This is a genomic window from Nocardia sp. NPDC004654 (genome assembly GCF_040609595.1).
Lineage (GTDB): Bacteria > Actinomycetota > Actinomycetes > Mycobacteriales > Mycobacteriaceae > Nocardia.
Genome location: NZ_JBEXKI010000007.1, coordinates 167,603 through 191,275, shown reverse-complemented (window position 1 = coordinate 191,275; position 23,673 = coordinate 167,603). Strand labels below are relative to the sequence as shown.

Genomic DNA, 23,673 nt, shown 5'->3' with positions numbered 1-23,673 from the left:
TCATCGGCTCGGTACGTTCTCTTCGAGCGCCAGCGGCCAGCGATCGATGGCGTAGCGCGGCGAAACACCGCACTGCAGGAGCGCTCGGGCCCGATAGTGATTCGCCGTTCGCGCGGCGGGATACAGCGATTGGGCCTCGGCCAGCCAGCCGGTCGCCTGCTCGATCGCGTGGCCGGGCGGACGGCACGGATCCGGACCGAGCACATCGTCGACGCAGCACGGATCGGCGATCACCGCGGCGGCGAGATGCTGGAGACAGCGGGCGATTCCGTGATCGTCACACAGCGCGCGGTACGCCGTGAGCGAGAGCCGCCAGCAGCGCAGCGCGCGGACGGCCTCGCCGCGGGCCCACCAGACGTGGCCGAGGATCTCGTGCATGTGGGCGCGACCGTCCGGGTCGCGGCCCTGCCTGGTCAGCGCCTCGGCCAGCTCCAAGCGGTCCTGCGCGTCGTCGAGGCGACCCTGGCACAGCAAAACGATGCCGAGGTTCACCAACGTGCAGACCTCGCCCGGGATGTCCTCGCGCGGCATCAACCACCAGACGCGTTCCAGTTGGCGGCCCGCGTTCTCCAGCTTGCCGCGCGCCTCCGCCACCTGGCGGTCCGAACGCGCCCGGTGTGCCGCCTGCGTATCCGGGCGCCGCGTGCTCAGGCGCCGCGTATCCAGGCGCCGCGTATCCAGCGCGCGGCACAACTCCTCGAGCGCGGGGTCCAGCGTCTCCAGCGCACGGACGTGGTGGTAGCGCGCGGTCAAGTCGGCGTAACGACCACGGTCTCCGCCGCGGCGGGGCGGTTCGGCGAGGTGGCCCGCGCGCAGCCGCACGTGGTCCGCGTGCGCGCCGAGCGCGTCCAGACCTGGCAGTGGTGTATCGCGCGGTTGGTTCGGATCGGGTGGGGGTGGCCACAGCTTCCGAGCGAGTTCGGCGTCGTGCCCTCTGGTGCGCGCGTCCCAGACGTCGAGCGCGTCGGCGATCCGGATCAGGCTGGGCACTGCGGTCCGCGGCAGCAGAGCTCCGAGGGATGCGCACTCCTTCACCAGGTGCCGCAGGAATTCTTCCTCGGCCTCGAACCAGCCGCGCCCCGCGGCCGCGAAACGCGGCGTTCCCAAACCGATCGCCCACCGTTCCGCGCGGTCGGCGTGATGCTGCGCGAGCGTGGTGAGCGCGGCGCTCCACCGCGATCCGGCCCGGGCGTCGGCTCCGCTGGGTGTATCGGGCACCGCGACGACCCAGTACTGCTGCACACCGGCCACCCGCACGAAACCGTCCGCTTCCAGCTCGGTGAGCAGCAACGGCGCGGTCGTTCGCGGCGGCGTGCCGTCGGACGGGTCGCGGGCGGGCGCGTCCAGGATCGCCGTGAGCACCGCCAGCAACGCGGCCGCGCTGTATCCACGCACCGGCAGCTCGCCGAGCACCGCCGCCTCCTCATGGGTGGCGCCGAATATTCTCGTCAGCGGCGGCGCCGGTGCGCTCGGGTTGGCGCCGATCGGCGTCTGCGCGTCGTCGAAATCGCTGAGCAGTTCCAGTTCCCTTGCGGTGTGCGGGCTTTCGCGGAGCCTGCGTCGTTCGGCCCGCAGCCAGCGACTGACCAGAAGCAGCACGGCGAGTGACGCGATCACCAGCAGCCCCACGGAGAGCAGCACGCCGACGCCGCGCTCCAAGAACAGGCTCGACACGATGTTGATCACCAGTCCGAGCAGCACGGCCGCGGCCAAGGCGCCACCGCCGAACCGGAAACGCAGCAGGGCCGGTGGCGGCGCGGCGATCCCGGGCGAGGGCGGCGGCGCGCCGACGGGCCCGCTCATCGCAGCACTCCCCCGGTCAGCCCGGGCACCAGGAACCGGCGCCAGGTCGCGAGCAACAACGCGACCGGGACGATGGCGAAAACCAGCGCTCCGGCGGCCAGCTGCGGCAAGTTCTCCTCGTACTGGCGGGCCTCGCCCCACAGCAGCAGCGACCACGGGCTCGCGCCCGCGCCGCTGATCATCAGGCTGACGAAGAAGTCGTTCCACACCAATACGAATTCGAGTACCGCCGCGGTGACCACGGCGCGCCCCGCACCGTCCCACAAACGCCGCGCGACGGCGCCGGGCCTGGCCAGCCCGTGCAGCGCGGCCGAGCTCGGGTTCTCCTCGGCCGCACGCATCGCACCGCGCAGGATCAACACGCTGACCGGAAGTCCCGCCGCGCCGTGGACCAGCATCAGCGGATACTGCGTCCCCGACAGGCCCAGCGATTCACTCACCTCGTCGATCGGCCCGAGATACATCTGGGCGGGCAGCACGGCGAGCACCACCAGCGCGGCCGTGGCAAGGCGAACCCGCCACGTGTCCGACGGCGTCGCCGACAGCCACCGCGCGACCGGCAGCGCGGCCGAGACCGCCAGTACGGTCGCAACCGTCGCCACGAGAGCCGTCACACCCAACGTCGAGGGCAGACCGGCCTCCCAGACCCGGCCGATCGCGGGCCAGCCCAGACCGTCCGCCTGCCGCATCGAGACCACGGCCAGCATCAGCAGCGGCGCGACGGAGACGAAACCCATCAGCACCGCGAAACCGGTGACGAGCCTGCCCGGCCGCCGCGCGGCGTGCGGTTCGTGCGAACGTGGGCGCAGCGGCAAGCGAAGTTCCCGCGGACCGCCGGTCTTTCCGAGGGCGAAAGCGCAGACGCCGACCAGGACGGCCAACGGCACCGAGTAGATCGCGACCTCGGCCGCGGCGCTGTCGGTGGTCGCCAACCGCCACCAGCGCACTGTCGCGCTGTCGCTGTCGTACTGGTAGGCGGCGGGGATGCCGATGAGGATGACGTCGAACACCCTGGCCGCCGCGACGACCGCGGCGATCCCGGCGATCAGCACCACCGGGTGCACCAGCCGCACCCCGCGCCAGGCCATCCACGCGAACCGGAAACGACCGGTGGGGGCGTTGAGGTAGCCCCAGCGCACCGGATCGGTCTCGATCGCCCGGAGGCCTGCCGAGAACATGCCGGTGAGGAAGCCGAACCAGGTCCACCAGAACGCCATCAGCGGCATCCAGCGGTAACCGGTCTGGAACGTCGCGATATCACCCACGGGCACCGCCGCCTCGAACATGACCCGGAACGCCAGACCCGAGACGAAAGCCGCGACACCGAACGGCAAGACCAGCGGCAGCCACAACCACCGCACGCCGCGACTCCACCACGCGGTGAACAGCGCCGCCGCCATGAGCCCGAATCCGCCGAGCACGAACAGCATCGTCCGCCCGTAGACGGCCAGCGTGTCCGTGTTCGCGACTATCACGAACAGCAGCGGTCCGGCCAGCATCGAAATCACAGCGGCGACCACCGCCCCGACCCGCGGCGTGCCGGACGGGAACAGCCGCGCCGCGAGCAGGACCACGGCGCCGACGACGACGAGCGACAGCGCCACCCCGACCCGCGCCCCCGCCGTGGCCACTGTCCAGCCCGAGGCGAGCAGCAGCAGCGCCCCGAGCAGCCACGCGGGCGCCACCCGCGCCCATCCCCAGCCGCGCCACGGCTGCCGTCCACCGATCAACGCACCGCGCATCCGCCGGGTGGCGAGTTCCACATGCAATCCGTTGCTGAGGAATCCGGGCGGCGTCGTCATCGAGTCACCACCCGGCCAGCGCCGCTACCGCGTCGTTCACCGCGAGACCGACGCCGGACGGGTCACCGTCGACGGCGACCAGGAACTCGGTGAGTATGCGCCACAACCCGTTTCGTCCGCCGAGCGCTCCGATCTGGTCGGACAGGTCGAACACCACCTCGTCGCGCGGACCGAATACCGCGGTGTCGCCGAGGCGTTCGGCCGACGGCCGCAGAAACGGCGAATACGCGGCGTCGGTTCGGGTGTTCGGCGCGAGGAAACCGTGGAATCCGTTGATCCACGGCAGCGGAGCCGAGGGCGCGGCCAGCGCGGCCAGCACTCGTTTCGCACCGTCGTCCGCCGAGCGGCTGAGCACGAGGACGTCGCCGCCGAGGATGCGCGGGCGCGGTCCACCCGGCGCGAGACCGGGAAAGGCCGTCACCCCGACGACCTCGGCGGGCTTGCGTCCCGATCGCGCGACGGCCTTGCGCACGACCGGCTCGGCGAAATCGGGAGCGACCACCATCACCGCCCGCCTCCGCTCGAACACTTCCCGGATGGCGTCGGAGAATTGCATGGTCAGGGCGGTGCCGATCCCGCCGGCGAAGGCCGCGGGGTTCGCCGCCCACGAGCCGAGCAGGTGCAGGGCGGCGCGCACCGGGTCCTTCGCCCAGATCGCCGTCGGGCCGCGGGCGGCAAGGGCCGCATAGGTTTCCGGGTCCTGCGCGTACAGCAGGTTCTCGAACAGATCGGTCAGCGCCCACCCGTCCGCCGCGGCCAGCGCGAGCAGCCGCCGGTCTTTCCCGGCGAGGAACTCGATGCGGTCGAGCCAGAAATCCAGCGTCCACAGCGCCGGGGTTCCGACCTCGGCCTCGACCGCCGATTCCCGGTCGAACCAGACCATCGACTTGTCGGCCGCCTTGAACGGCACGCCGTACGGGCGTTCGTCGTGGTACAGCAACTCCGCCCAGACCCCCGAATAGCAACGCTTCTCGACCTCGTCGAGCCACAGCGATTCGGGAACATCACGCAGCACGCCGTCTTCGGCCAGTTCGCGCACCCGCCCCGCCTGCGGCAGCATGACCAGTTCCGGCGCCGACCGTCCACCGGTCAACGCCGTCTCGATCTCGTCGCCGAGCGGGATCACGTCGACCGAGCCCGACAGGTGCAGCGCGTCGAGCACCGCGCGGAACGCCGCGAGCTCAGAACCGCTCCAGGACACGGCGATACGCGCCGCGCCCGGTGTGCCGAGCACACCCGTGCCACAGCCCGCCAGCGGCGCGATCAACGCCGCCCGCAACAAGGCCCTCCGCGTCAGCATGTTCTCCCGGATGTCCGTTCGCCCACGAGCACGCACCGATTATCCGTGGCGCCGGACGTTTTCGGCCGAACACAGCGAAAACCGCACTGCCCCCGATTCCTTGGGCTACGCGATGTCGCGCCACGCCAACCGCCCCGCCGCTCGATGGTGAGCGACGGGGCGGTGTGGACGCTGACGGCAATCGGCTCCCACGTCGGTGCCGGATTCGGCCGCCCCGCGGACCTTCGGACGGCCGCAACTGGCACCGATTACAAATCCACCTCTTGAACCAGTGAAATCACATCGCCAGGTTCAGCATTTTTTGATATACCCGCGGAAAAAACTACAGATATCTGATCCTCGGTTGGACGATGGAAGTCGAACGACTCAATCGTGCCGTCGAAAATCGCTCCATTCTTCTTGCGAAGGCGCACCGACTGGCCAACACACATGTCCCAACTCGGCGTTCCGACAACGAACGGAACCGGCATGAAACTCACCGGATAGACGCCGAGTACCTCGAATTCACCGTTCATCGCCCTGCCCTCTTCTGGTAGTCCAACCATCCAACCTCATCGGCAGCATATGCCTCGTCCTCCAATGCACGGACCGACGACGAGGCGCCAGTTCGCCCGTCGCGGAACTGTTGCACATGGACACGCTCATGTATCAAGTTCCGAATCAGCGCTTCTTCGCTGGCAAATGCACCTGGCGCGAGGTTTATCGAATTCCCTTGGGCACTTGCACCAGCACCAGCCCAGTCATAGTACGCGACATCATCTGGCGTGATCGCCAAGTTGATCTCCACGCCTTCCAAGTCTATACCAGCTTTTTTGGCGTACTCACGCACAGTTTCGATTGTCAATGGAAGATGGTCGCCGCTCTCCAGAATCTCTTTGTTGGTTTTCGATCCCGATCTCGAGAAAAGCCTGCCGGTCGTCTCATTCTTCTTACTGTTGATCTTTGCGACAAGCCTGGTAGTCAGGTCCTTTATGCGTTGAATTGTTTTCCTGGTTGTAGCCGTGACGCGTTGGATGGTGACGACGGTCTTGAGCTTCGCGGCGTTGACGACCCCTCGGAGAATGTCGACGAAATTATCGATGGCCTTAGCAGTTTTAGCGGCCGCGAGGGCGGCCCCGACGCCAAAACTGACGAACGACGACGCCACGCCGATCGCAGCATTGATGGCTAGTTCCTGGAGCAGGGCATCGCGGAGCGCTATCAGGGTTTTGTGTAGGTCCTCGCGGAGTTTGTCGTGAGCTTGCTTCTGCTCACGACAGGCCTGGGTCAGTTCGGCGTAGGCGCCAGCGAGATCGGAGGCGGCCGCTTTGATTTCGCGCAGGTCTTCATCGATGAAGTTCGCATCCGGGGAGGTGACCTGTTCGAACATGGCCGCGGCGCGTTCCAGGTCGCCAGGAGTGGCGGTGATTACATCGTTGTTCGCCAAGGCGTGCCATACGTCAGCGGAGTGTGACAACTTCTCGGTGTCACCGTCGGGGACGGGGACACCGATCTTGGCCGCCAGCTCGAGACCGTCATCGACCAAGCCTCTGCCAGGTCCACCTGCCGACGGCGGAACAAGGAGCGAGGTGAGTTCCTGCGGGGAAAGAGTGAACGAAGGGGTGAGATTCGGGGCCTCGGGTGCAGGCCTGCCACTTGCCGGGTCGTAGTCGGCGATGGCGTGGTTGTAACCAGCCTGTTTGAGTACTTGCGCGTATCCATCAAGGGCGAGCACCAGATCGATAGACATGCCGTATACGTCTTTGGCCTGTTGATCGTAGGATTCGGCCCACTTCTTACCATCTCCGACGCTACCTGCCATGTTGGTGGTGTCACCAAAGGACCGCATCGCTGTCTTGAATGCGTTGAAGTACCCGGAGGCTGCTGTTGCGCAGATATCAGCGGCGTCATAGTACGTCTGCGGAGGGACTTTGAGCACGGTCACGGCTGGGCTCTGGTGCCACGTCCGAGCATGGACAGATTCGCTGCCACGGCTGCGCTGTAGCGCTCGTGTGCGGCGACAGCCGCGGCCCGCATTGCCTCGATGCCGTCGGCGACATCTTGTGCTCCAGTCAGCCATTGCGCGAACGCCTCACTTGCGGCAGTCGCGGACGGACCGGTCCAGCTCGACTGCAAAGCGGCGGTACGTTCCTGCAGCCCGGACAGACTCTCGTTGAGGAATCCGACGAAACCTGCGACGCGAGCAGTGATGTCGTCGAGTTCGGTCAGATCCACACGAAACGGTTCAGCCACAGTGTATTTCCCCCATCACTCTCACGGCAGCTCGAGCGAGCTGATGTTCGCGGCGCGCCCGGAATCCAGATCGGTGTGGGTGGTAGCCACCACACCGAGAAGTTCAGCCAACTTACCCAACGACTCCAAAACGGTCTCTGCACCTTGGCGCGCTTCGTCCCAGCCAGCGCGGTAGACGGAGGCCGACGTGCCGCTCCAGGTTTCCAAAAGCCTAGTGATGTCGGCATCCAGCGAACGAACCCCGTTGATCAATTCCTCGGCAGTCAACTGCACATAACGACCAGCGTCGGTCACGTCGGCCGGAACGACATCGAAGGGCGATTCCCCTGAACTGGATTGCGTCACCACTTCCCCCTTCCAGCTGGTGACCTCAGAATCTACACCAACCACTCAGGAACACGGCCGCGCGATCGCCACCGAGTCAGCCACCTCACCACCCTCAGCGTGGACGGCAGCCGTCGCCCGAAACATTCGAGTGGCGTGCACTGAGGGAGCGGCACGAGGTGCCGGAACGGTTACTGCCGGTAGTTCTCCGGGGGCTGCCACGGGCGGCCGTGCGGGTCGTCCGGGCGGTAGGCCGGGGGTTGCGCGGGGTCCTGTTGCGCGGGAGCGGACTCGGTGGGCGCAACGACCTGCTGGTGCGGCGAGGGCTCGGGCGAGCGCTGCAGCGGGGTGGGCGTCAGGCCTTCGACGGGCTGGCGTGCGGTGGCCTCCGCCGCGCGAACGGCGCGTTCGATGGTGGGATCCGAGGCGGTGTCGAACCAGTCGGCGACATCGGAATCGTCCTCGACCTTGACCGGCGCCGAGTCGTCGGCGGGCGGCTCGTAGCGGAAGACGCCGTCCTCGCCCTGCGAGCCGAAGCTCTTGGCGAAGCCCTCCAGCGCCTTGCCGAAATCGCTCGGCACCAGCCACACCTTGTTGGCGTCGCCGCGGGCCACCATCGGCAGCGTCTGCATGTACTGGTAGGCAAGCAGTTCCGGCGTCGGCTTGCCGGATTTGATTGCGGCGAAGACCTTTTCGATGGCCTTCGCCTGGCCCTGGGCTTGCAGGTAGGCGGCGGCGCGCTCGCCCTGGGCACGCAGGATGCGGCTCTGCCGCTCACCTTCGGCGCCGAGGATGGCGGACTGCTTGGCGCCCTCGGCGGCCAGGATCTGCGCCTGCTTGGCGCCCTCGGCCGTCTTGATCTGCGACTCCCTGGTGCCTTCCGCGGTGAGGATCATCGCGCGCTTCTCGCGGTCGGCCTTCATCTGCTTCTCCATCGACTCCTGGATCGACGGCGGCGGATCGATGGCCTTGAGCTCGACCCGCGCCACGCGCAGGCCCCAGCGTCCGGTGGCCTCGTCGAGCACACCGCGCAGCTGGTTGTTGATCTGGTCGCGGGAGGTCAGCGTCTCCTCCAGCGTCATGCCGCCGACCACGTTGCGCAGCGTGGTGACGGTGAGCTGCTCGACCGCGGCGATGTAGTTGCTGATCTCGTATACCGCCGACTGCGGGCTGGTGACCTGGAAATACACCACCGAGTCGATCTGCAGCGTCAGGTTGTCCTGGGTAATCACCGGCTGCGGCGGGAACGACACCACCCGCTCGCGCAGGTCCACCTTGGCGCGGATCCGATCGGCGAACGGCACCAGGAACGTCAGCTGACCGGACACCGTCCGCGAGTACCTGCCGAGCCGCTCGATGACCGCCGCCTCGGCCTGCGGCACCAACGCGATCGATTTGAACACCACCACGACGACCAAGAGGACGAGCACGGCGGCGACGATCAATACAGCCATTACGGCCCCTTCCAGACGACGGCCGTCGCGCCGTCGATCTTCATGACGTACACGGTCACGCCCGGCTCGTACACCTCGTCCGGGTTCATCGGCCGCGCGGTCCACACTTCGCCGCCCAGCTTCACCCGGCCGGAGTGGGCGGCCACTTCCTCCAACACCAGGGCCGACTTCCCCGGCAGCGCATCGACATTCGTCGGAATCGGCGGCGGCGTGCCGAACTTGCGGCGCAGCACCGGCCGCACCCCGAGCATGAGCACCGCGGTGATCACCGCGAAGACCACCGCGTCCACCACGAGGGAGGTGTCCGCCGTGGCGCTCACCCCCGCCGTGCCGAGGGCCGCGACGCCGATCATCAGCAGCGTGAGGTCCCCGGTGAGCATCTCTGCGGCCGCGAGCAGAATGCCCGCGACCAGCCAAGCTATTGCGGCCACGCACCCACTCTAATCGCAGGCAGCCGATCTTCGAGCTCTACTAAAGGTTTCGACGCCGGGCACAGCGGCGCACAGCACACTCTCCGCGCCGGAAAACGTCGCGTCGCACCCGCGAAAACCGCGCGACGGCCGGTAGTTTCGGGCGGGTGGGTACGCGGGACAGGTACGGCGACATCTTCGCCGGGCACGAGAGGACCAAGAAGCGAGCGGTGCCGCAGGTGACCGCCGAACGCGACCTCGTGGTGGAGGACGCGGCCAGCGGATTCTGCGGCGCCGTGGTCGGATTCGATCGCAGCTACGACGGCGAGTTCGTCAAGCTGGAGGACGCGCGCGGTGCGGTGCGGCTGTTCGCGATGCGGGAGGCGGCCTTCCTCATCGACGGTCGACCGGTCACCCTGGTGCGCCCTGCCGTCGCCGCGCCGAAGCAGCCGACCAGGTCCGCTTCCGGCTCCACCCGGGTGGCGGGCTTGCGCGCCCAGGTCGCCAAGGCCAGCCGAATCTGGGTGGAGGGTGTGCACGACGCCGCCCTGGTGGAGCGGGTGTGGGGCCACGATCTGCGGGTCGAGGGCGTGGTGGTCGAGCACCTGGAAGGGTTGGACAACCTGGCCGCGCGGCTGGCCGAGTTCGAGCCCGGTCCCGGCCGCCGGGTCGGTGTGCTGGTCGACCACCTGGTCACCGGGTCGAAGGAAACCCAGCTCACCACCGGTCTCGGCCCGCACGTGCTGGTGACCGGGCACCCGTTCATCGATGTGTGGCAGGCGGTGCGGCCCGCGACGCTGCGCATCGACGCCTGGCCCGAGGTGCCGCGCGGGGAGGATTGGAAGACCGGCGTCTGCCGGCGTCTCGGCTGGGGCACCCCGCAGGACGGGTGGCGCCGGGTCTACGACGCGGTCGAGTCCTTCCGTGATCTGGAGGCTCCGCTCATCGGTGCGGTCGAACGTCTGATCGACTTCGTCACCGAACCGGAGTAGCCCGGCACGAGCCGCCCGACCGGTGGACGCGGCGCCTTCGCGCGGGGCCGATTCGGCGGGTGCGCGCAGCTCACGAGGGCTCGTGCGCCGATGCCCACCGGTAGCCCGAAGCGTTTATGCTCGATAATTATGTGCTCTCCTAGTGCCACGCTGACGGTGTGGGCCGGCTCCTGGCTGGCCGGGTGCAGTGCGCCCGACGACGTCTTGGAGGCGCTGCACGCGTGGGCGCCGCGGCACACCATCGCCGCGGGCGACCCGATGACCGGCGCTCGCACCGACCTGCCGTGGTCCTCGCGCACCATGCTGCCAGGGTCCGGTGTCATGGCACTGCTCAAGGTCATCCGCGAGGCCATGGCCCAGCCCGGCGCGCAGCTGCGCCTGGTGCTTCCGGTCCTCGGCGACGTGCGCGGACTGCCGCCGGGCACCGTGTTCGGCGCCGACGCCATCGAGGCCGAGGAGGGTCTGCTCATCGGCGTGCCCGGCACCGAGGGCACCGGCCTGATCCCGCGGTGGCCCGACGACGACACCCTGCAGTGGACGCTCTACAGCACCCCGATCCCACCCGCCCCCGGCCCGGACATGTCGCTCGGCGAGGCCGAATACGCCATGCGGGAGGCCGTCCGCGATGCCGCCGACGCGCTGATGCAGCTGCACACCACCGCGGTCGGTGCAGCCGATTCCGATCCGCGCGAACTCATCGAGGCCGAGCTCGCCGACTACGCCAGGCACGACTACCCGAGCTCGATCCCGCTGCGCGCCAAGCGCATTCTCGACACGGCCGATCACGTGGCCGCGATATTGACAGTGGCGCAACGTGAACCGGCGTCCGCACCGACCTCTGCCAGCGCCATCGGCGCGCAGGAGACGCTGCTGCGCCCGCTCTGGGACGCGATCCGCGCGGCCCGGCTCGTTGCCGTGCACGCGTCCGCGCGCGGCGGGAACTAGGCCCTGTCTGTAGCTCCTCACGAATCACGGTTAGCCGCAGCGACTTTCGGCGCCACCTTCCACACCCCTTGCGACCAGGCGTTTTCGGCCGCGCGTTACTTTCGTGTGCTAACAAATTTTTGTCACAACGAGACAGAACCTCTCGCATTGCTGCTAACGTGGGCGAGTTGTCGAGTTCTGGACGCTTGGGTCAGAGCTTGTCGGGGTCGACGGTGATCGCAGCCCAGATCGCCTGTCCGGCAGGCACTGTGCGGTCACCGCGATGAATCACGGTGCGCCGCGCCCGAGTTCCGGCCACTCGACGCGGAGCTCATGTCCCTCGTCTGGAGTACCGTCTTTTGACCACGTCACAGTCCGCGGTCACCGCGCCGCACGTCACCGCACCCGGAGTCTGCCCGGTCCAGCACGGATCCCCGATCGGCGCCGACGGCCCTCGGATCCCGCTGCACGCACCGGAATTCGCCGCCGACCCGCACGGCGCCTACGACGACATGCGCCGCCAGTACGGTTCGGTGGTCCCCATCGAACTGGCGCCGGGTGTCCCCGCGACGCTGATCATCGGGTACGGCACCGCGCTGCGCATCCTCAACGACCCGGACCACTTCCCCGCCGACCCGCGGATGTGGCAGAAGGACATCGCGGACGACTGCCCCGTCAAACCCATGATGGAGTGGTACCCGAACGCGTTGCGCAACGCGGGTGCGGTGCACGCGCGCTACCGGCAGGCCTACGTCGCGAGCATCGACGGCATCGACCTGCACGCGCTGCACGCCACCGTCGAGAAGATCGCCATCCCGCTGATCAACACCTTCTGCGAGGCGGGCTCGGCCGATCTGGTCACCCAGTACGCCTTCCCGCTCGTCTTCGAGGTCCTGAACCAGATGGTCGGCTGCTCGACCGAACTGGGTCAGCGCGTGGCGACCGGCATGGCGATGCTCTTCGACACCGTCGAGGCCGCGCGCGGCATGGAGATGCTCAGCGCGGCGCTGATGGAGCTGATCACGCTGCGGCGCGCGGACCCGGGCGACGACGTCACCTCCCGACTGGCGCACCACCCCGCGAAGCTCGACGACGAGGAGATGCTCTGTCAGCTGATCAGCTTCTACGGGGCGGGAATCGAACCGCAGCAGAACCTGATCACCAATACCCTGCTGCTGATGCTGACCGACGACCGGTTTGGCGGACACGTGCTCGGCGGCAGCCTCTCCACCCGTGACGCGCTGGACGAGGTGCTGTTCAACGACCCGCCGATGGCGAACTTCTCCATCACCTACCCGCGCCAGCCGATCCTGATCGACAACACCTGGCTGCCCGCGCACCAGCCGGTCCTGATCAGCCTCGCCGCGAGCAACAACGATCCCGACGTGCGCGGCGGCGACCGCACCGGCAACCGCTCGCACCTGGCGTGGGGCGCCGGACCGCACGCCTGCCCGGCGCGGTCGGTGGCGTACCTGGTGGTGCAGGACGCCATCGATCAGCTGCTCGATGCGTTGCCCGAGCTGGAGCTAGCCGTGCCCGCCGCCGAATTGTCCTGGCGGCCCGGGCCTTTCCACCGCGCCATGACGGCGCTACCGGTCGTCTTTCCCCCGTCCCCTCCGTTGAATCTGGTGTAAGGAGCCACCGATGGAGTACGAACCGATAGTCCTGGATCTGACCGGCGCCGATATCCAGGGCGAGTCCGCACGGATCCGTGAGCGCGGGCCCGCCGCGCTCGTGGAACTGCCCGGCGGCGTGCCCGCGTGGTCGGTGACCGACGCCGCCGTGCTCAAGAGCCTGCTCGCCGACCCGCGGGTCTCGAAAGACGCGCGGCAGCACTGGTCGGCGTTCATCAACGGCGAGATCACCGAGGCGTGGCCGCTGCACCCGTGGGTGGCCGTCGACAACATGTTCACCGCCTACGGACCAGACCACCGCCGCCTGCGCAAACTGGTCGCGCCCGCGTTCACCCATCGGCGCAGCGCGGCGCTGCGACCGCGCATCGAGGAGATCACCACTCAGCTGCTCGACGCGCTCGCCGCCACCCCGCGTGGCGAATCCGCCGACCTGCGTGAGGGTTTCGCCTATCCCGTGCCGATCCAGGTGATCACCGAGTTGCTCGGGGTTCCGGAGTTCCTCGGCCCCGGCCTGCGCAAGTGCGTCGACGGATTCTTCGACACCTCGCTCGGACCCGAGGAAGGTGTCGCCAACTACCTGGAGATGTACGGGCTCGTCAGCCAGCTGGTGGAACACCGGAGGCAGAACCCGGGTGACGACGTCACCAGCGTGCTGATCGCCACCCGGGACGAGGACGGTTCCCAGCTGACCGAGAAGGAACTGGTCGACACCCTGATGCTGGTGATCAACGCCGGGCACGAGACCACGGTCAACCTGCTCGACCAGGCGATCTTCGCCCTGCTCACGCACGAGAACCAGCGCGCGGACGTCGTCGCGGGCCGGGTGCCGTGGTCGGACGTGGTGGAGGAGGCGCTGCGCTACGAGTCGCCCGTCGCGCACCTGCCGCTGCGTTACGCGGTGGAGGACATCGAGATCGGCGACATCCGCATCCCGAAGGGCGAGGCGATCCTGGCGTCCTACGCCGCGGCGAGCCGCGACCCGAAGGTGCACGGCGCGACGACGAACGAGTTCGACGTGCACCGCGCGAACAAGGACCACCTCGCGTTCGGCCACGGCGCGCACCACTGCCTCGGCGCGCCACTGGCTCGGCTGGAAGCGGAAATCGCGTTGCCCGCGATCTTCCAGCGGTTCCCGGAGATGCGGCTGGCCGTCGACCCGTCGGAGCTCCTGCCGGTGGGCAGCTTCGTCTCCAACGGGCATCGCACGCTGCCGGTGTATCTGGAAGCGGCGCAGTAGGTTTCGGTCGTGCTCGGGTGGGGCCCGTCCCGCCCGAGCGTCCGGCTTTCGCGAACCGGTAGCACCCGGCCTGTCCAGGGCATACTGGACCGACGTCGAATCGGCTGTCGGGCAGCCATATTCGCCGCGACGAGCGCGGGATTGCGATCCGATCGCATCCGGCCCTCCGTCGCACCCAGTGGCGGACTTCGAAAGGGTTGCCGGGCCGGACATCAGCCGCGACCGAGTGCGGTTTGCGATCCGGCAACACCTCGCCCTCCGGACCCAGTGATCGAGCCCGGAAGAGTTGCCGGGCCGCATGTTCGCCGCGACCAGGCGCGGCATCAAGCTGGGTGGCGGTCAGTAACGCGGCGGGTACTGCGGCTGCTGCTGGTACTGCGGCGGGTAGGGCTGCTGCGGATAGGGCGGCGGGTACTGCGGCTGCTGCGGATAGGGAGCCTGCTGGTACTGCTGCGCGTACGGGTCCTGCCCGTAGGGCGGCTGCTGACCGTACGGCTGCTGCGGATACTGCGGCGGCAGCTGGTGCGGCGGCTGCTGCGGCGGCGCGTCGTTGCCCTTCTTGCCGAAGTACCAGACGAGCAGGACGATCGCGACGATCACCAGGATCAGGCAGATGATGCCCCCGATGTAGTCGGAGACCTCGACGTCGCCGTCGCCGCTGGAACTTCCGCCGCCACCGCGCCGGGCCTCGTAGGAATCCAGCGCCGTAGTCCAGACGGCGCTCTCCGCCATCAGATCGGTCGCGGCTAGCAGCTCGGAGTACAACGAAGGGCCTCCCCGGTAAGAGTTGATGGTCGGCCCTCCTCCCGAAGGCCGGCCCCGATGCTACCGCAGAGCAAAGTCCGCACCGAAACCGGTGTGGCCCAGGGCGATTCAGAGCGGAGCGCTATCGAACCACACGGACTGCGCCCCGATCGGGCTCAGCTCCGCGCGGGCCGACCGCCGCGAGACGGTGCGCAACAACCGACGGCGCACGGCTCCCCGTTACGGGTGCAGCCGTAACCCGGCACCGCACCGAGGCGTCGCGGTTCGACGCCGCCGATGTGCTCACCGATCAGCTCCACCACCAGTCGCGCGAATCGCGGGTCGGTGCCGGGCGTCGCGGCGCGAGCGAAGGCCATGCCGAGTTCGGCGGCCTTGTCCTTGGCCTCGTTGTCGAGATCCCAGATGACCTCGAGGTGATCCGACACGAAACCGACGGGACAGACCACCACGGCCGATACACCCTTGCCGGACAGCTCCTCGAGGTGGTCCACGATGTCGGGCTCCAGCCACGGCACCTGCGGCGGACCCGAGCGCGACTGCCAGACCAGGTCGTAGTCGCCGAATCCGGTTGCGGCCGCGCACAACCGGGCCGCCTCCGCGACCTGGCGGCTGTACAGTCCGCCGCCCCCGGTGGGCGGGCCCGCGGTGGCGTCGGCGGACACCGGGATCGAATGGGCGGTGAACACCAAACGGATCTCGTCGCGGCGCTCGGCGGGAATCTCGGCCACCGCGGCGCGGATCGCGTCGGCGAACGCCTCGATCAGCAGCGGATGGTCGAAGTACTGGCGCAGCTTCACCAGTTCCGGCGCGCCCTCGCCGAACGCCGTTCGCGCCCTGACGATGTCCTCGTGGTACTGGAGACAGCCGGAGTAGCCGCCCCACGCGGAGGTCGGGAACACCAGGGCGGTGCGGACACCGTCGGCGGCCATCCGCGCGACGGTGTCCTCGACCATGGGATGCCAGTTGCGGTTGCCGAAGTACACCGGCAATTCCGTTCCCGCGGCGGCGAATTCGCGCTCGACCGCGGCGATGATGTCGCGGTTGAGCGCGTTGATCGGAGACACCCCCCCGAAGTGCAGGTAGTGCTGCGCGACCTCTTCGAGTCGCTCGCGCGGCACCCCGCGGCCCCGGGTGACGTTCTCCAGGAACGGCATCACGTCCTCGGGCCGCTCCGGGCCGCCGAAGGACAGCAGCAGCAGTGCGTCGACGGCCGGTGCCACGGCATCTCCTCTGTTACGAACTCAGTTGGCCGACCAGTTCTCCGGGAACCAGGTGTTGTGGCTGGCGCCGCCGTCGACGTAGATGATCGAGCCGGTGGTACCCGGCAGCCAATCCGACAGCAGCGCGACGATCGACTTGGCGACCACGGTCGGGTCGTCGACGTCCCAGCCGATCGGCGACGCACCGTCCCAGTAGGTGTTGAGCTGGTTCAGCTTGGCCGCGTCGTCGGTGGCGGTGCCCGCGATGGCCTTGGCGGCCAAAGTCTTGATCGGGCCCGCGGCGATCAGGTTGGAGCGGACCCGCTTGGCGACGCCGACCTCGCGGGCGACGTAGCGGTTCACCGACTCCAGCGCCGCCTTGGCCACGCCCATCCAGTTGTAGTACGGCATCGCGGTGCGCGGATCGAAGTCCATGCCGACAAGCGAGCCGCCCTCGTTCATGACCGGCAGCACCGCGCGGGCCAGCGAGGCGTAGCTCCACGCCGAGATCTCGAACGCCTTGGCCGCGTCGGGGCCGGGACCGTCCAGGAACGGACGGGCCTCGGGGCCCATCAGAGTGCGCGGCGCGAACGCGATCGAGTGCAGCACGCCGTCGATGCCCTCCGGCGCCAGCTCACGCAGCTTGTCGGCCAGCCCGGCCAGATCCTCTTCGTTGGTGACGTCGAGACCGATGGCGGGCGGGACCTCCTGGGGCAGCCGCTTCGCGATCCGGTCGATCAGCCGCAGCCGCTCCGGGATGCCGGTGATGACGACCTTGGCGCCCTGCTCCTGCGCGACCGCGGCCGCGTGGAACGCGATCGACGCGTCGGTGATGATGCCGGTGACCAGGATGGTCTTGCCTTCGAGCAGTCCGCCCATGAGTTCTCGGTTCTCCTGAAGTTGAAAGTCGAGTTGTCGCCCCGCCGCGCGCGGGACATCGTCCCGGCGCGCGGCGCCGCGGTGTTCGGGGCAGCGTGCCCGGAAACGAAAGTACTAGTGGCCCATGCCCATGCCGCCGTCGACCGGGATGACCGCGCCATTGATGTAGGAGGCGTCGTCGGAGGCGAGGAAGCTGATCGCCGCCGCGACCTCTTCGGGCTGGCCCGGACGCCCGGCGGGGACGCCGTACTTGAGGACCACCTCGCGCATCTCCTCGGTGACTTCCTCGCGGGTCATGTCGGTCTCGATGAAGCCGGGAGCGACCACGTTGGAGGTGATGTTGCGGGAACCGATCTCGCGGGTGATCGAACGCGCCATACCGATCAGGCCCGACTTGGAGGCCGCGTAGTTGACCTGGCCGGGGCCGCCGCCGAGTCCGACCACCGAACCGAGGAAGATGATCCGGCCGAACTTGGCCCGCAGCATGGCGCGGTTGGCGCGCTTGGCGCAGCGCCATGCGCCGGTCAGGTTGGCGTCGATGACGCGGGTGAACTGCTCCTCGCTCATCCGCATGAGCAGCGTGTTGTCGACGATGCCCGCATTGGCGACCAGCACCTCGACGGCACCCTGGTGCGCCTCGACCTCGGCGAACGCGGCGTCGACAGACGCGGCGTCGGTCACATCGCACTTCACGCCGAACAGTCCGTCCGGCGCCCCCGATCCGCGATGAGTGACGGCCACCTTGTGGCCGTCGGCTGCCAGGCGCTGCGCGACAGCGAGTCCGATGCCACGGTTGCCACCGGTGACCAGGACCGACCGGGATGTGATGTTCGACATAAGCATCAACCTATCTGTTCGGGTTCGTGCGCCGGGCTCGGGGCACCGCAACCTTGTGCGATGCCACAGCGAGCGCGGCGCTACGGCAGGCGTTGACGATAGAGCAAGCCGGTGACGATGCCCGCGGCGACGACCAGCATGCCGAGCAACAGCCACGGCCTGCTCGCGTCACCGCGGGTCGTCTCGTAGCCGATCTGCTCTTCGAGAGTGTCGTAGACGGCGGTGAGTTCTTCGAGGCTGGAGGCGGTGTAGAACTCGCCGCCGGACAGCTGGGCGATCTCGCGCAACGAGTCGTTGTCGACGGGCACCTTGACCCGCTGCGAGCCCTGGCCGTCCTGATCCGGGATCTCCACCGAACCCCATTCGGTGCCGAAGGAGATCGTGGACACCGGAATGCCCTTGTTCTTGGCGAGGCGGGCGGCGGTGAACGCGTGCCTCGGGTTGTCGACGTCCTTGTCGTCCGGCACGGTCTGCTTGCCGTCGGACATCAGCACGACCCGCGCGGGCGGCGGGGTCTCCGCTCCGCCGAGCACGGTGGCCAGGGTGTCGATGGATTGCAGGGCCGTCAGGATGCCCTCGCCCGTGGCGGTGCGCTCGGCCAGCTTGATGTTGTCGATGGCGGCCTTGACCGATTCCCGGTTGGTCGTCGGCGACACCATGACCGACGCGGTGCCCGCGAAGGTGACGAAGCCGAGGTTGATGCCCTGGGTCAGGCCGTCGACGAACTCCTTGCCCGCTTCCTGGGCCACCTGGAGCCTGGTCGGCGGTACGTCGGTGGCCTCCATGGACAGCGAAACGTCCATCACCAGAACGACGGTCGCGCGGTTGCGCGGCACCTTCTTGACCGCCGTCGGCCCGGCCGCGGCGACGGTCAGCAACACCAGGCCGACCAGCATCAGCGCGATCGGCACGTGCCGGATCGGACTCGGCCGAGCGGGCGCGACCTTCTCCAGCAGTTCCATGTTGGTGAAGCGCAGCATCTGGCGATGCCTGCTGCGCTGCACCAGCACGTAGCCGAGCGCGATCAGCACGACGACCGCGAGGAAACCGAGCCAGATCAGTGCGGTGAAATGCGAAATACTCACTGGCGCGGCACCCGCCCGGTCGGGGCGCCGAAGCTGTGACGCCGGGTGGAAACGAACCGGACCACGTCGGCGATCCAGTCCCGGTCGGTCCGCAGGGTGAGCACCGGCGCGCCGCAGCTGCGCAGCGCCTGCTCGACCTGCTCGCGGTGTCGCTGGGCGGCGGCCGCGAAATCGGTGCGCAGCGTGGGCGTCACGCTGAACTCGCGGGTGCGGCCGCTCTCGGGATCGTGCAGCACCACATCGCCGACGTCGGGCAGCTCCAGATCGCGCGGATCGAGCACCTCGACCGCGAGCAGATCGTGCCGCGCGGAGATGGCACGCAGCGAACGCTGCCAATCGATATCGCCGAGGAAGTCGGAAATGATCACCGCGAGACCGCGTTTGCGCTGCGGGCGGCGCAGCGACTCGATGCCGCCGCGCAGATCGCCGCGCACGCCGTCGCGGGCGTGCGGGGTGGTCGCCACGCCGCGCAGCAGCGACTGGGCGTGAATCCGCCCGCTGCGCGCGGGAATTCGCACCAGCTGCTCGCCGGTGGCGACGACCGCGCCGATCCGGTTGCCGCCGCCGCTGGTGAGGTGGGTGATCGCCGCGGCGGCCGCGATCGCCAGATCGCGTTTCTGGCAGGCCGCCGTGCCGAAGTCGAGGCTGGCCGAGAGGTCGACGACCATCCACGTCTCCAGCTCGCGATCGGCGATCATCTGCCGCACGTGCGGATGCGTGGTGCGGGCGGTGACCGACCAATCCATCTGGCGCACATCGTCACCCGGCTGATACATCCGGGACTCGCCGGGCTCCGAGCCCGGTCCGGGGATCAAGCCGAGGTGGTCGCCGTGCAGCACGCCGTCCAGGCGCCTGCGCACGGTCAGCTCCAGGGTTCTCAGCGCCGCCGAGAGCCGCGGGTCGGTCAGTTCTCCGGCCCGGAACGACGGCGGTGCGTGCGATGACGTTGTCACTCGGGAAACCTCGGGCGCGGCCGACGCGGCCGTCACTTGGTCTGGTGGTTGCCGGCGGCCGGGGCCATCTGCGGCTGGCCCTGCTGCGGCGGCTGCGGAATCTGCTGCTGGCTCGCGGGCTGCGGCGCGGCGGGCGCGGGTGCGGGTGCGGACTGACTGCCGGAATGCACCGCCTGCGGCGCGACCTGCGGCAGGCCGACGGTCTGCAGCACCCGCTTGATGACGTCCTCCGGGCTGACCTCGTCGGCCAGCGCGTCGTAGGACAGCACCAGGCGGTGGCGCAGCACGTCCGGGATCACCTCGACCACGTCCTGCGGCACCACGTAGTCGCGGCCACGGATCAGCGCCACCGCGCGGGCCGCGGCGATGATGCCGAGGCTGGCGCGCGGCGAGGCGCCGTAGGCGATCCAGTTCGCCACGTCGGCCATGCCGAAGTCGAGCGGCTTGCGGGTCGCCGCGATCACCCGGACCACGTAGTCGACCAGCGCGTGGTGCACGAAGGTGTTGGCCGCGACCTTCTGCAGCCGGATCAGGTCCTCCGGACCGAGGACCTGCCTGGCCTCCGGCGGCGTGACGCCCATCCGGTAGATGATCTCGCGCTCCTCCTCGACGGAGGGGTAGTCGACGACGACCTTGAACAGGAAGCGGTCGCGCTGCGCCTCGGGCAGCGGGTAGACGCCCTCGCTCTCGATCGGGTTCTGAGTCGCCATGACCAGGAAGGGATCCGGCATCGGGTAGGTCTTGCCGCCGATCGACACATGCCGCTCGGCCATCACCTCGAGCAGCGCGGACTGCACCTTGGCGGGCGCGCGGTTGATCTCGTCGGCGAGCACGAAATTGGCGACGACCGGCCCGAGTTCGGTGTCGAACTCCTCGCGGCCCTGACGGTAGATGCGGGTACCGATCAGGTCGGTCGGCACCAGATCGGGGGTGAACTGGACGCGAGAGAAGGAACCGCCGACCACCTTGGCGAAGGTCTCCACGGCCAGGGTCTTCGCGATGCCCGGCACGCCCTCGAGCAGCACGTGGCCGCGCGCGAGGACACCGACGAGCAGCCGTTCGACGAGCCGATCCTGGCCCACGATGACCCGCTTGACCTCGTAGATCGCCTTCTCCAGGGTCTGAACGTCACGCTCCAGGGTGCCCGACGCGGGCTCTGGCGCACCTTTCGCCAGATCCGCCCCGCTCACGCTGTCCGTCGAAGTCACCAACATCCCCGCTTTCGCCTTGGTCTCGTGCGTGCTCGCCCCAACTATTCCAGGTATTCGCGCAGCATGCCGCAACCGGCTCCGGTATCAGTGGAATTCGCGCCGGATCGGCGGCCGATTCTCAGGAGACGATGCGCACCGCGTAGGGCATGATGCCGCTTTCCCGCACCGGCGAAACCTTCACCACGTCGCCCGACTGCGGCGCCTCGACCATCTGTCCGTTGCCCAGGTAGAGGGCCACGTGCTGGCTGCCGCTCGGCCCCCAGAACAGCATGTCGCCGCGGGCTCGCTCGTCCACCGGAACGCGGGTGCCAGCGTTGTATTGATAGCCGCTGTAGTGCGGCAGCGAGACGCCGATACCCGCGAAGGCGTAGATCATCAGGCCCGAGCAGTCGAAGCCGACTTTGTTGTAATCGCCGTGGCTGTCGGCCACGCCGCCGTCGCGAATACCGAGCGTCGGGCCGTTCTCGTCGCCGCCGCCCCAGGCGTACTGCACACCCAATTGCGAAAGCGCCCGGTCCACCACGATTTCCACCGCCTGCGAGCCGCGTGCCGCCGGTCCGCTGGGTCGCGGCGTGCTCTGCCGCGGGGCGGGGGCGTCCTCGAGCTGGGTGTGCGGGCGCCTGCCGTCGCCCGCCTGGGCGGCTCGGTCGCGCGCGGCCTGATCGGCGGCGGCGCGTTCGGCCGCGGCCGCCGCGGCGGCGCGGATCGCGGCCTCTTCGGCGCGGCGCCGCTCGTCCCAGGCCAGGAAGGCCTCGCGCTGGCCTTGCAGTCCGGCGACGTTGGCGCGGGCGTTGTCGAGCCTGCCCTGCGCGGCGTCGCGCTCGCGCAGCAAGGTGTCGCGCCGCACCGTCTGCTGGTCGAGCTCGGTCTTGGCCGCGGCGACGGCGTGCTCGGCGTCGTTCTTCTTCTGCTCGGCCATCGCCGCGGCCGCGTCGGCCTCCGATTTGGCTTGGCGCGCAGTGGAATTCCGATTGCCCTGCTCGATCTGGGCGCGGCGCAGCGCGTCGAGCACCTGCTGTTGGTTCTTCGTCACCAGGCCGAGCACCTGGGAGCGATCGATCGCGCCGCCGGGCGACGAGGCCGCCAGGTACGTGACCATCGAGCCCGAGGACGGCCTGGTGTAGGCCTGGGTGGCGAACTCGTCGAAATTGCGCCGCGCCTGCGCGACCTTCGTCCCGGCGTCGGAGAGGTCTTCCCTGGTCTGTACGACCGTGGCGGCGGCCGCGTCGGCGGCGTCCCGCGCGCTCTGCAAATCGACGAGCGCCTTGTTGACTTCCTCGCGCTTGCGCGCCACCGCGTCATCGAGTTCCTGCAGCTGCTGATTCACCGTGCCCACCTGGTTGATCAGCGCGCCGACCTCGGTGACGCCCGCGTCGACGCGCGCGCCCGCCGCGGCGATCTCACCGTCGCTCGGATTGGGCGGCGCGGGCGGGACAGCGGTGGTCGGTCCCGCGGTCAACACCACGGCGACAGAGACGAGCAACCCCAGAGCGACCGATAGGCCACGCGACCGACCGGTCGGACCTTTTTTGTGCATCGCACCTCCCAAGGACTCGAACGCGGCTAGGCCTCACGAGCCCCAACCGCCCCATCAAGCTCAGTGGGCGGCGGGCAACCCTCGACAACACTCTTTCCCCATCGGTAACTACTTGAACCGTACGACACTTCTTTCACCAAGAAAACATCCGCAACATAATGACATGCACGTAATTTGCGCATAGCCAAGAATTAGCCGGATTGCCGATCGGCGTTAGGGGAAGAAAACGAACCGATCGTTATGAAAAGTGGTGAAAGAGAGACCGCTTATCGAGCGGGAGTGCCGAGGTCGTCACGTTCGGCGACCGCGACGGCGGCGGATTCGGCCGCGGCACGCCGGGACTTCACCCAGTACAGGCCGGCGATGACGATCGCGGTACCGGCCAGCAACACGCTGGTGATCGCGGTCCAGGAGAAGGTTTCCGGCTCTTCGAGGCGGCCGACGAAGATTCGCGCGGCCTCGACCGAGTTGCCCTGCTTGCTCTTGGCGGCGTCCTCGGCCCACTCCAGCTTCACCCGGCTGATGGAATCGCTGTAGGTGCCGACCCAGTCGTCGCTGAGCACCACGACGGTGCCGTGTTCGGTCTTGCCGATCTCGGTGGCCAGGTCCCGTAGATTGGAGTCGTGACCGGGATTGCCGGGAATCACCACGATGCTGAGCGGGATCCCGTCGGCGCGCGCCTCGGCCACGATCGCCTCGAGTCCCGACTGGTCCTTCCCCTTCGGCGCCGCCACGTGATTGTCGGCGACGTCGGCCTTGATGGTCCGCAACGCGCTGTCGTTGATGGTGGGCGGCAGCTCCGCGGCCATGGGGGAGAACACCGAGGTGTACGAAGGGGCCATCATCCATCCGGTCTGTCCAGCCGCGTCAGCGGGCGCTGCGACGGGCATCCAACACTGCAGGGTGAGCTAACTATTACCCCGGCTAGCTCGAAAGCACAGTACGCGACCCGATGTTCGGACGCTGCCACCCGCCACGCCGACCGGCCCCCGCGTATTTCACAGGACAAGCGTACTGTTAGAGTCGTGGCGCGAGGAACCGGCGCTCTCCCAGGCGCAGGAGCCCCTCCAAAGACTCGAGTCGCCGGCACAGCCC

General features: G+C 68.6%; 22 protein-coding genes. 4 read left to right on the top strand and 18 right to left on the bottom strand.

Going from position 1 to position 23,673, the window contains the following annotated elements; translation table 11 throughout:
• The 9 genes from ABZV58_RS24075 to ABZV58_RS24035 all read right to left on the bottom strand — a co-directional run bounded on the left by ABZV58_RS24075 (nucleotide 1) and on the right by ABZV58_RS24035 (nucleotide 9,346).
• The gene (locus tag ABZV58_RS24075) at nucleotides 1-1,803 is read right to left on the bottom strand and encodes a hypothetical protein (protein ID WP_355002401.1); all 1,803 of its coding nucleotides are present in this window, start codon (nucleotides 1,801-1,803) and stop codon (nucleotides 1-3) included.
• On the bottom strand, nucleotides 1,800-3,605 hold the full coding sequence (locus ABZV58_RS24070) for a hypothetical protein (RefSeq protein WP_355002400.1): 1,806 nt from the start codon (nucleotides 3,603-3,605) through the stop codon (nucleotides 1,800-1,802). Before ABZV58_RS24070 ends, ABZV58_RS24075 begins: the two co-directional genes overlap by 4 nt.
• A 4-nt stretch (nucleotides 3,606-3,609) precedes the next feature.
• Nucleotides 3,610-4,905 (bottom strand): ABC transporter substrate-binding protein, encoded by a 1,296-nt coding sequence (locus ABZV58_RS24065; protein ID WP_355002399.1) that lies wholly within the window; start codon nucleotides 4,903-4,905, stop codon nucleotides 3,610-3,612.
• Between the two features lie 248 nt (nucleotides 4,906-5,153).
• Nucleotides 5,154-5,420 (bottom strand): hypothetical protein, encoded by a 267-nt coding sequence (locus ABZV58_RS24060; protein ID WP_355002398.1) that lies wholly within the window; start codon nucleotides 5,418-5,420, stop codon nucleotides 5,154-5,156.
• Complete coding sequence (locus ABZV58_RS24055; RefSeq protein ID WP_355002397.1) at nucleotides 5,417-6,829, bottom strand: hypothetical protein; 1,413 nt, start codon at nucleotides 6,827-6,829, stop codon at nucleotides 5,417-5,419. The genes ABZV58_RS24060 and ABZV58_RS24055 overlap by 4 nt, the downstream gene beginning before the upstream one ends.
• Nucleotides 6,826-7,137, bottom strand: coding sequence for a WXG100 family type VII secretion target (locus ABZV58_RS24050; protein ID WP_355002396.1), 312 nt, complete (start codon nucleotides 7,135-7,137; stop codon nucleotides 6,826-6,828). Before ABZV58_RS24050 ends, ABZV58_RS24055 begins: the two co-directional genes overlap by 4 nt.
• 21 nt (nucleotides 7,138-7,158) lie before the next feature.
• Nucleotides 7,159-7,482, bottom strand: coding sequence for a WXG100 family type VII secretion target (locus ABZV58_RS24045; RefSeq protein ID WP_355002395.1), 324 nt, complete (start codon nucleotides 7,480-7,482; stop codon nucleotides 7,159-7,161).
• A gap of 170 nt (nucleotides 7,483-7,652) precedes the next feature.
• Nucleotides 7,653-8,915 carry an SPFH domain-containing protein gene (locus ABZV58_RS24040; RefSeq protein WP_355002394.1) on the bottom strand — a complete coding sequence of 421 codons (1,263 nt, stop codon included), beginning with the start codon at nucleotides 8,913-8,915 and terminating at the stop codon, nucleotides 7,653-7,655.
• The gene (locus ABZV58_RS24035; protein ID WP_355002393.1) at nucleotides 8,915-9,346 is read right to left on the bottom strand and encodes an NfeD family protein; all 432 of its coding nucleotides are present in this window, start codon (nucleotides 9,344-9,346) and stop codon (nucleotides 8,915-8,917) included. The genes ABZV58_RS24040 and ABZV58_RS24035 overlap by 1 nt, the downstream gene beginning before the upstream one ends.
• Before the next feature lie 146 nt (nucleotides 9,347-9,492).
• Between ABZV58_RS24035 and ABZV58_RS24030 the strand changes: the two genes are divergently transcribed.
• The 4 genes from ABZV58_RS24030 to ABZV58_RS24015 all read left to right on the top strand — a co-directional run bounded on the left by ABZV58_RS24030 (nucleotide 9,493) and on the right by ABZV58_RS24015 (nucleotide 14,112).
• Nucleotides 9,493-10,317 (top strand): DUF3097 domain-containing protein, encoded by an 825-nt coding sequence (locus ABZV58_RS24030; protein ID WP_355002392.1) that lies wholly within the window; start codon nucleotides 9,493-9,495, stop codon nucleotides 10,315-10,317.
• Between the two features lie 129 nt (nucleotides 10,318-10,446).
• Nucleotides 10,447-11,262 carry a hypothetical protein gene (locus tag ABZV58_RS24025; protein ID WP_355002391.1) on the top strand — a complete coding sequence of 272 codons (816 nt, stop codon included), beginning with the start codon at nucleotides 10,447-10,449 and terminating at the stop codon, nucleotides 11,260-11,262.
• A 338-nt stretch (nucleotides 11,263-11,600) separates the two neighbouring features.
• A complete protein-coding gene (locus ABZV58_RS24020) occupies nucleotides 11,601-12,875 on the top strand; it encodes a cytochrome P450 (RefSeq protein ID WP_355002390.1) in 1,275 nt (424 codons plus the stop codon).
• A gap of 10 nt (nucleotides 12,876-12,885) precedes the next feature.
• Entirely contained in the window at nucleotides 12,886-14,112 is a 1,227-nt protein-coding gene (locus ABZV58_RS24015) for a cytochrome P450 (RefSeq protein ID WP_355002389.1), read from the top strand.
• A gap of 339 nt (nucleotides 14,113-14,451) precedes the next feature.
• Here ABZV58_RS24015 and ABZV58_RS24010 read toward each other — a convergent pair whose 3' ends face one another.
• From ABZV58_RS24010 to ABZV58_RS23970, 9 genes are all read right to left on the bottom strand, one after another.
• Nucleotides 14,452-14,877 (bottom strand): hypothetical protein, encoded by a 426-nt coding sequence (locus tag ABZV58_RS24010; protein ID WP_355002388.1) that lies wholly within the window; start codon nucleotides 14,875-14,877, stop codon nucleotides 14,452-14,454.
• A gap of 155 nt (nucleotides 14,878-15,032) precedes the next feature.
• Nucleotides 15,033-16,097, bottom strand: coding sequence for a ferrochelatase (locus ABZV58_RS24005; protein WP_355002387.1), 1,065 nt, complete (start codon nucleotides 16,095-16,097; stop codon nucleotides 15,033-15,035).
• Nucleotides 16,098-16,118: 21 nt separating this feature from the next.
• Complete coding sequence (gene inhA / locus ABZV58_RS24000; protein ID WP_355002386.1) at nucleotides 16,119-16,955, bottom strand: NADH-dependent enoyl-ACP reductase InhA; 837 nt, start codon at nucleotides 16,953-16,955, stop codon at nucleotides 16,119-16,121.
• Nucleotides 16,956-17,069: 114 nt separating this feature from the next.
• Nucleotides 17,070-17,792 carry a 3-oxoacyl-ACP reductase FabG1 gene (gene fabG1, locus ABZV58_RS23995; protein ID WP_355002385.1) on the bottom strand — a complete coding sequence of 241 codons (723 nt, stop codon included), beginning with the start codon at nucleotides 17,790-17,792 and terminating at the stop codon, nucleotides 17,070-17,072.
• A gap of 80 nt (nucleotides 17,793-17,872) precedes the next feature.
• On the bottom strand, nucleotides 17,873-18,877 hold the full coding sequence (locus tag ABZV58_RS23990; protein WP_355002384.1) for a VWA domain-containing protein: 1,005 nt from the start codon (nucleotides 18,875-18,877) through the stop codon (nucleotides 17,873-17,875).
• Complete coding sequence (locus ABZV58_RS23985; RefSeq protein ID WP_355002383.1) at nucleotides 18,874-19,830, bottom strand: DUF58 domain-containing protein; 957 nt, start codon at nucleotides 19,828-19,830, stop codon at nucleotides 18,874-18,876. The genes ABZV58_RS23990 and ABZV58_RS23985 overlap by 4 nt, the downstream gene beginning before the upstream one ends.
• Nucleotides 19,831-19,862: 32 nt before the next feature.
• On the bottom strand, nucleotides 19,863-21,044 hold the full coding sequence (locus ABZV58_RS23980; RefSeq protein ID WP_355002382.1) for a MoxR family ATPase: 1,182 nt from the start codon (nucleotides 21,042-21,044) through the stop codon (nucleotides 19,863-19,865).
• A 115-nt stretch (nucleotides 21,045-21,159) separates the two neighbouring features.
• A complete protein-coding gene (locus ABZV58_RS23975; protein ID WP_355002381.1) occupies nucleotides 21,160-22,578 on the bottom strand; it encodes an NlpC/P60 family protein in 1,419 nt (472 codons plus the stop codon).
• A gap of 266 nt (nucleotides 22,579-22,844) precedes the next feature.
• A complete protein-coding gene (locus ABZV58_RS23970) occupies nucleotides 22,845-23,423 on the bottom strand; it encodes a DUF6676 family protein (protein ID WP_355002380.1) in 579 nt (192 codons plus the stop codon).
• Between the last annotated feature and the right edge of the window lie 250 nt (nucleotides 23,424-23,673).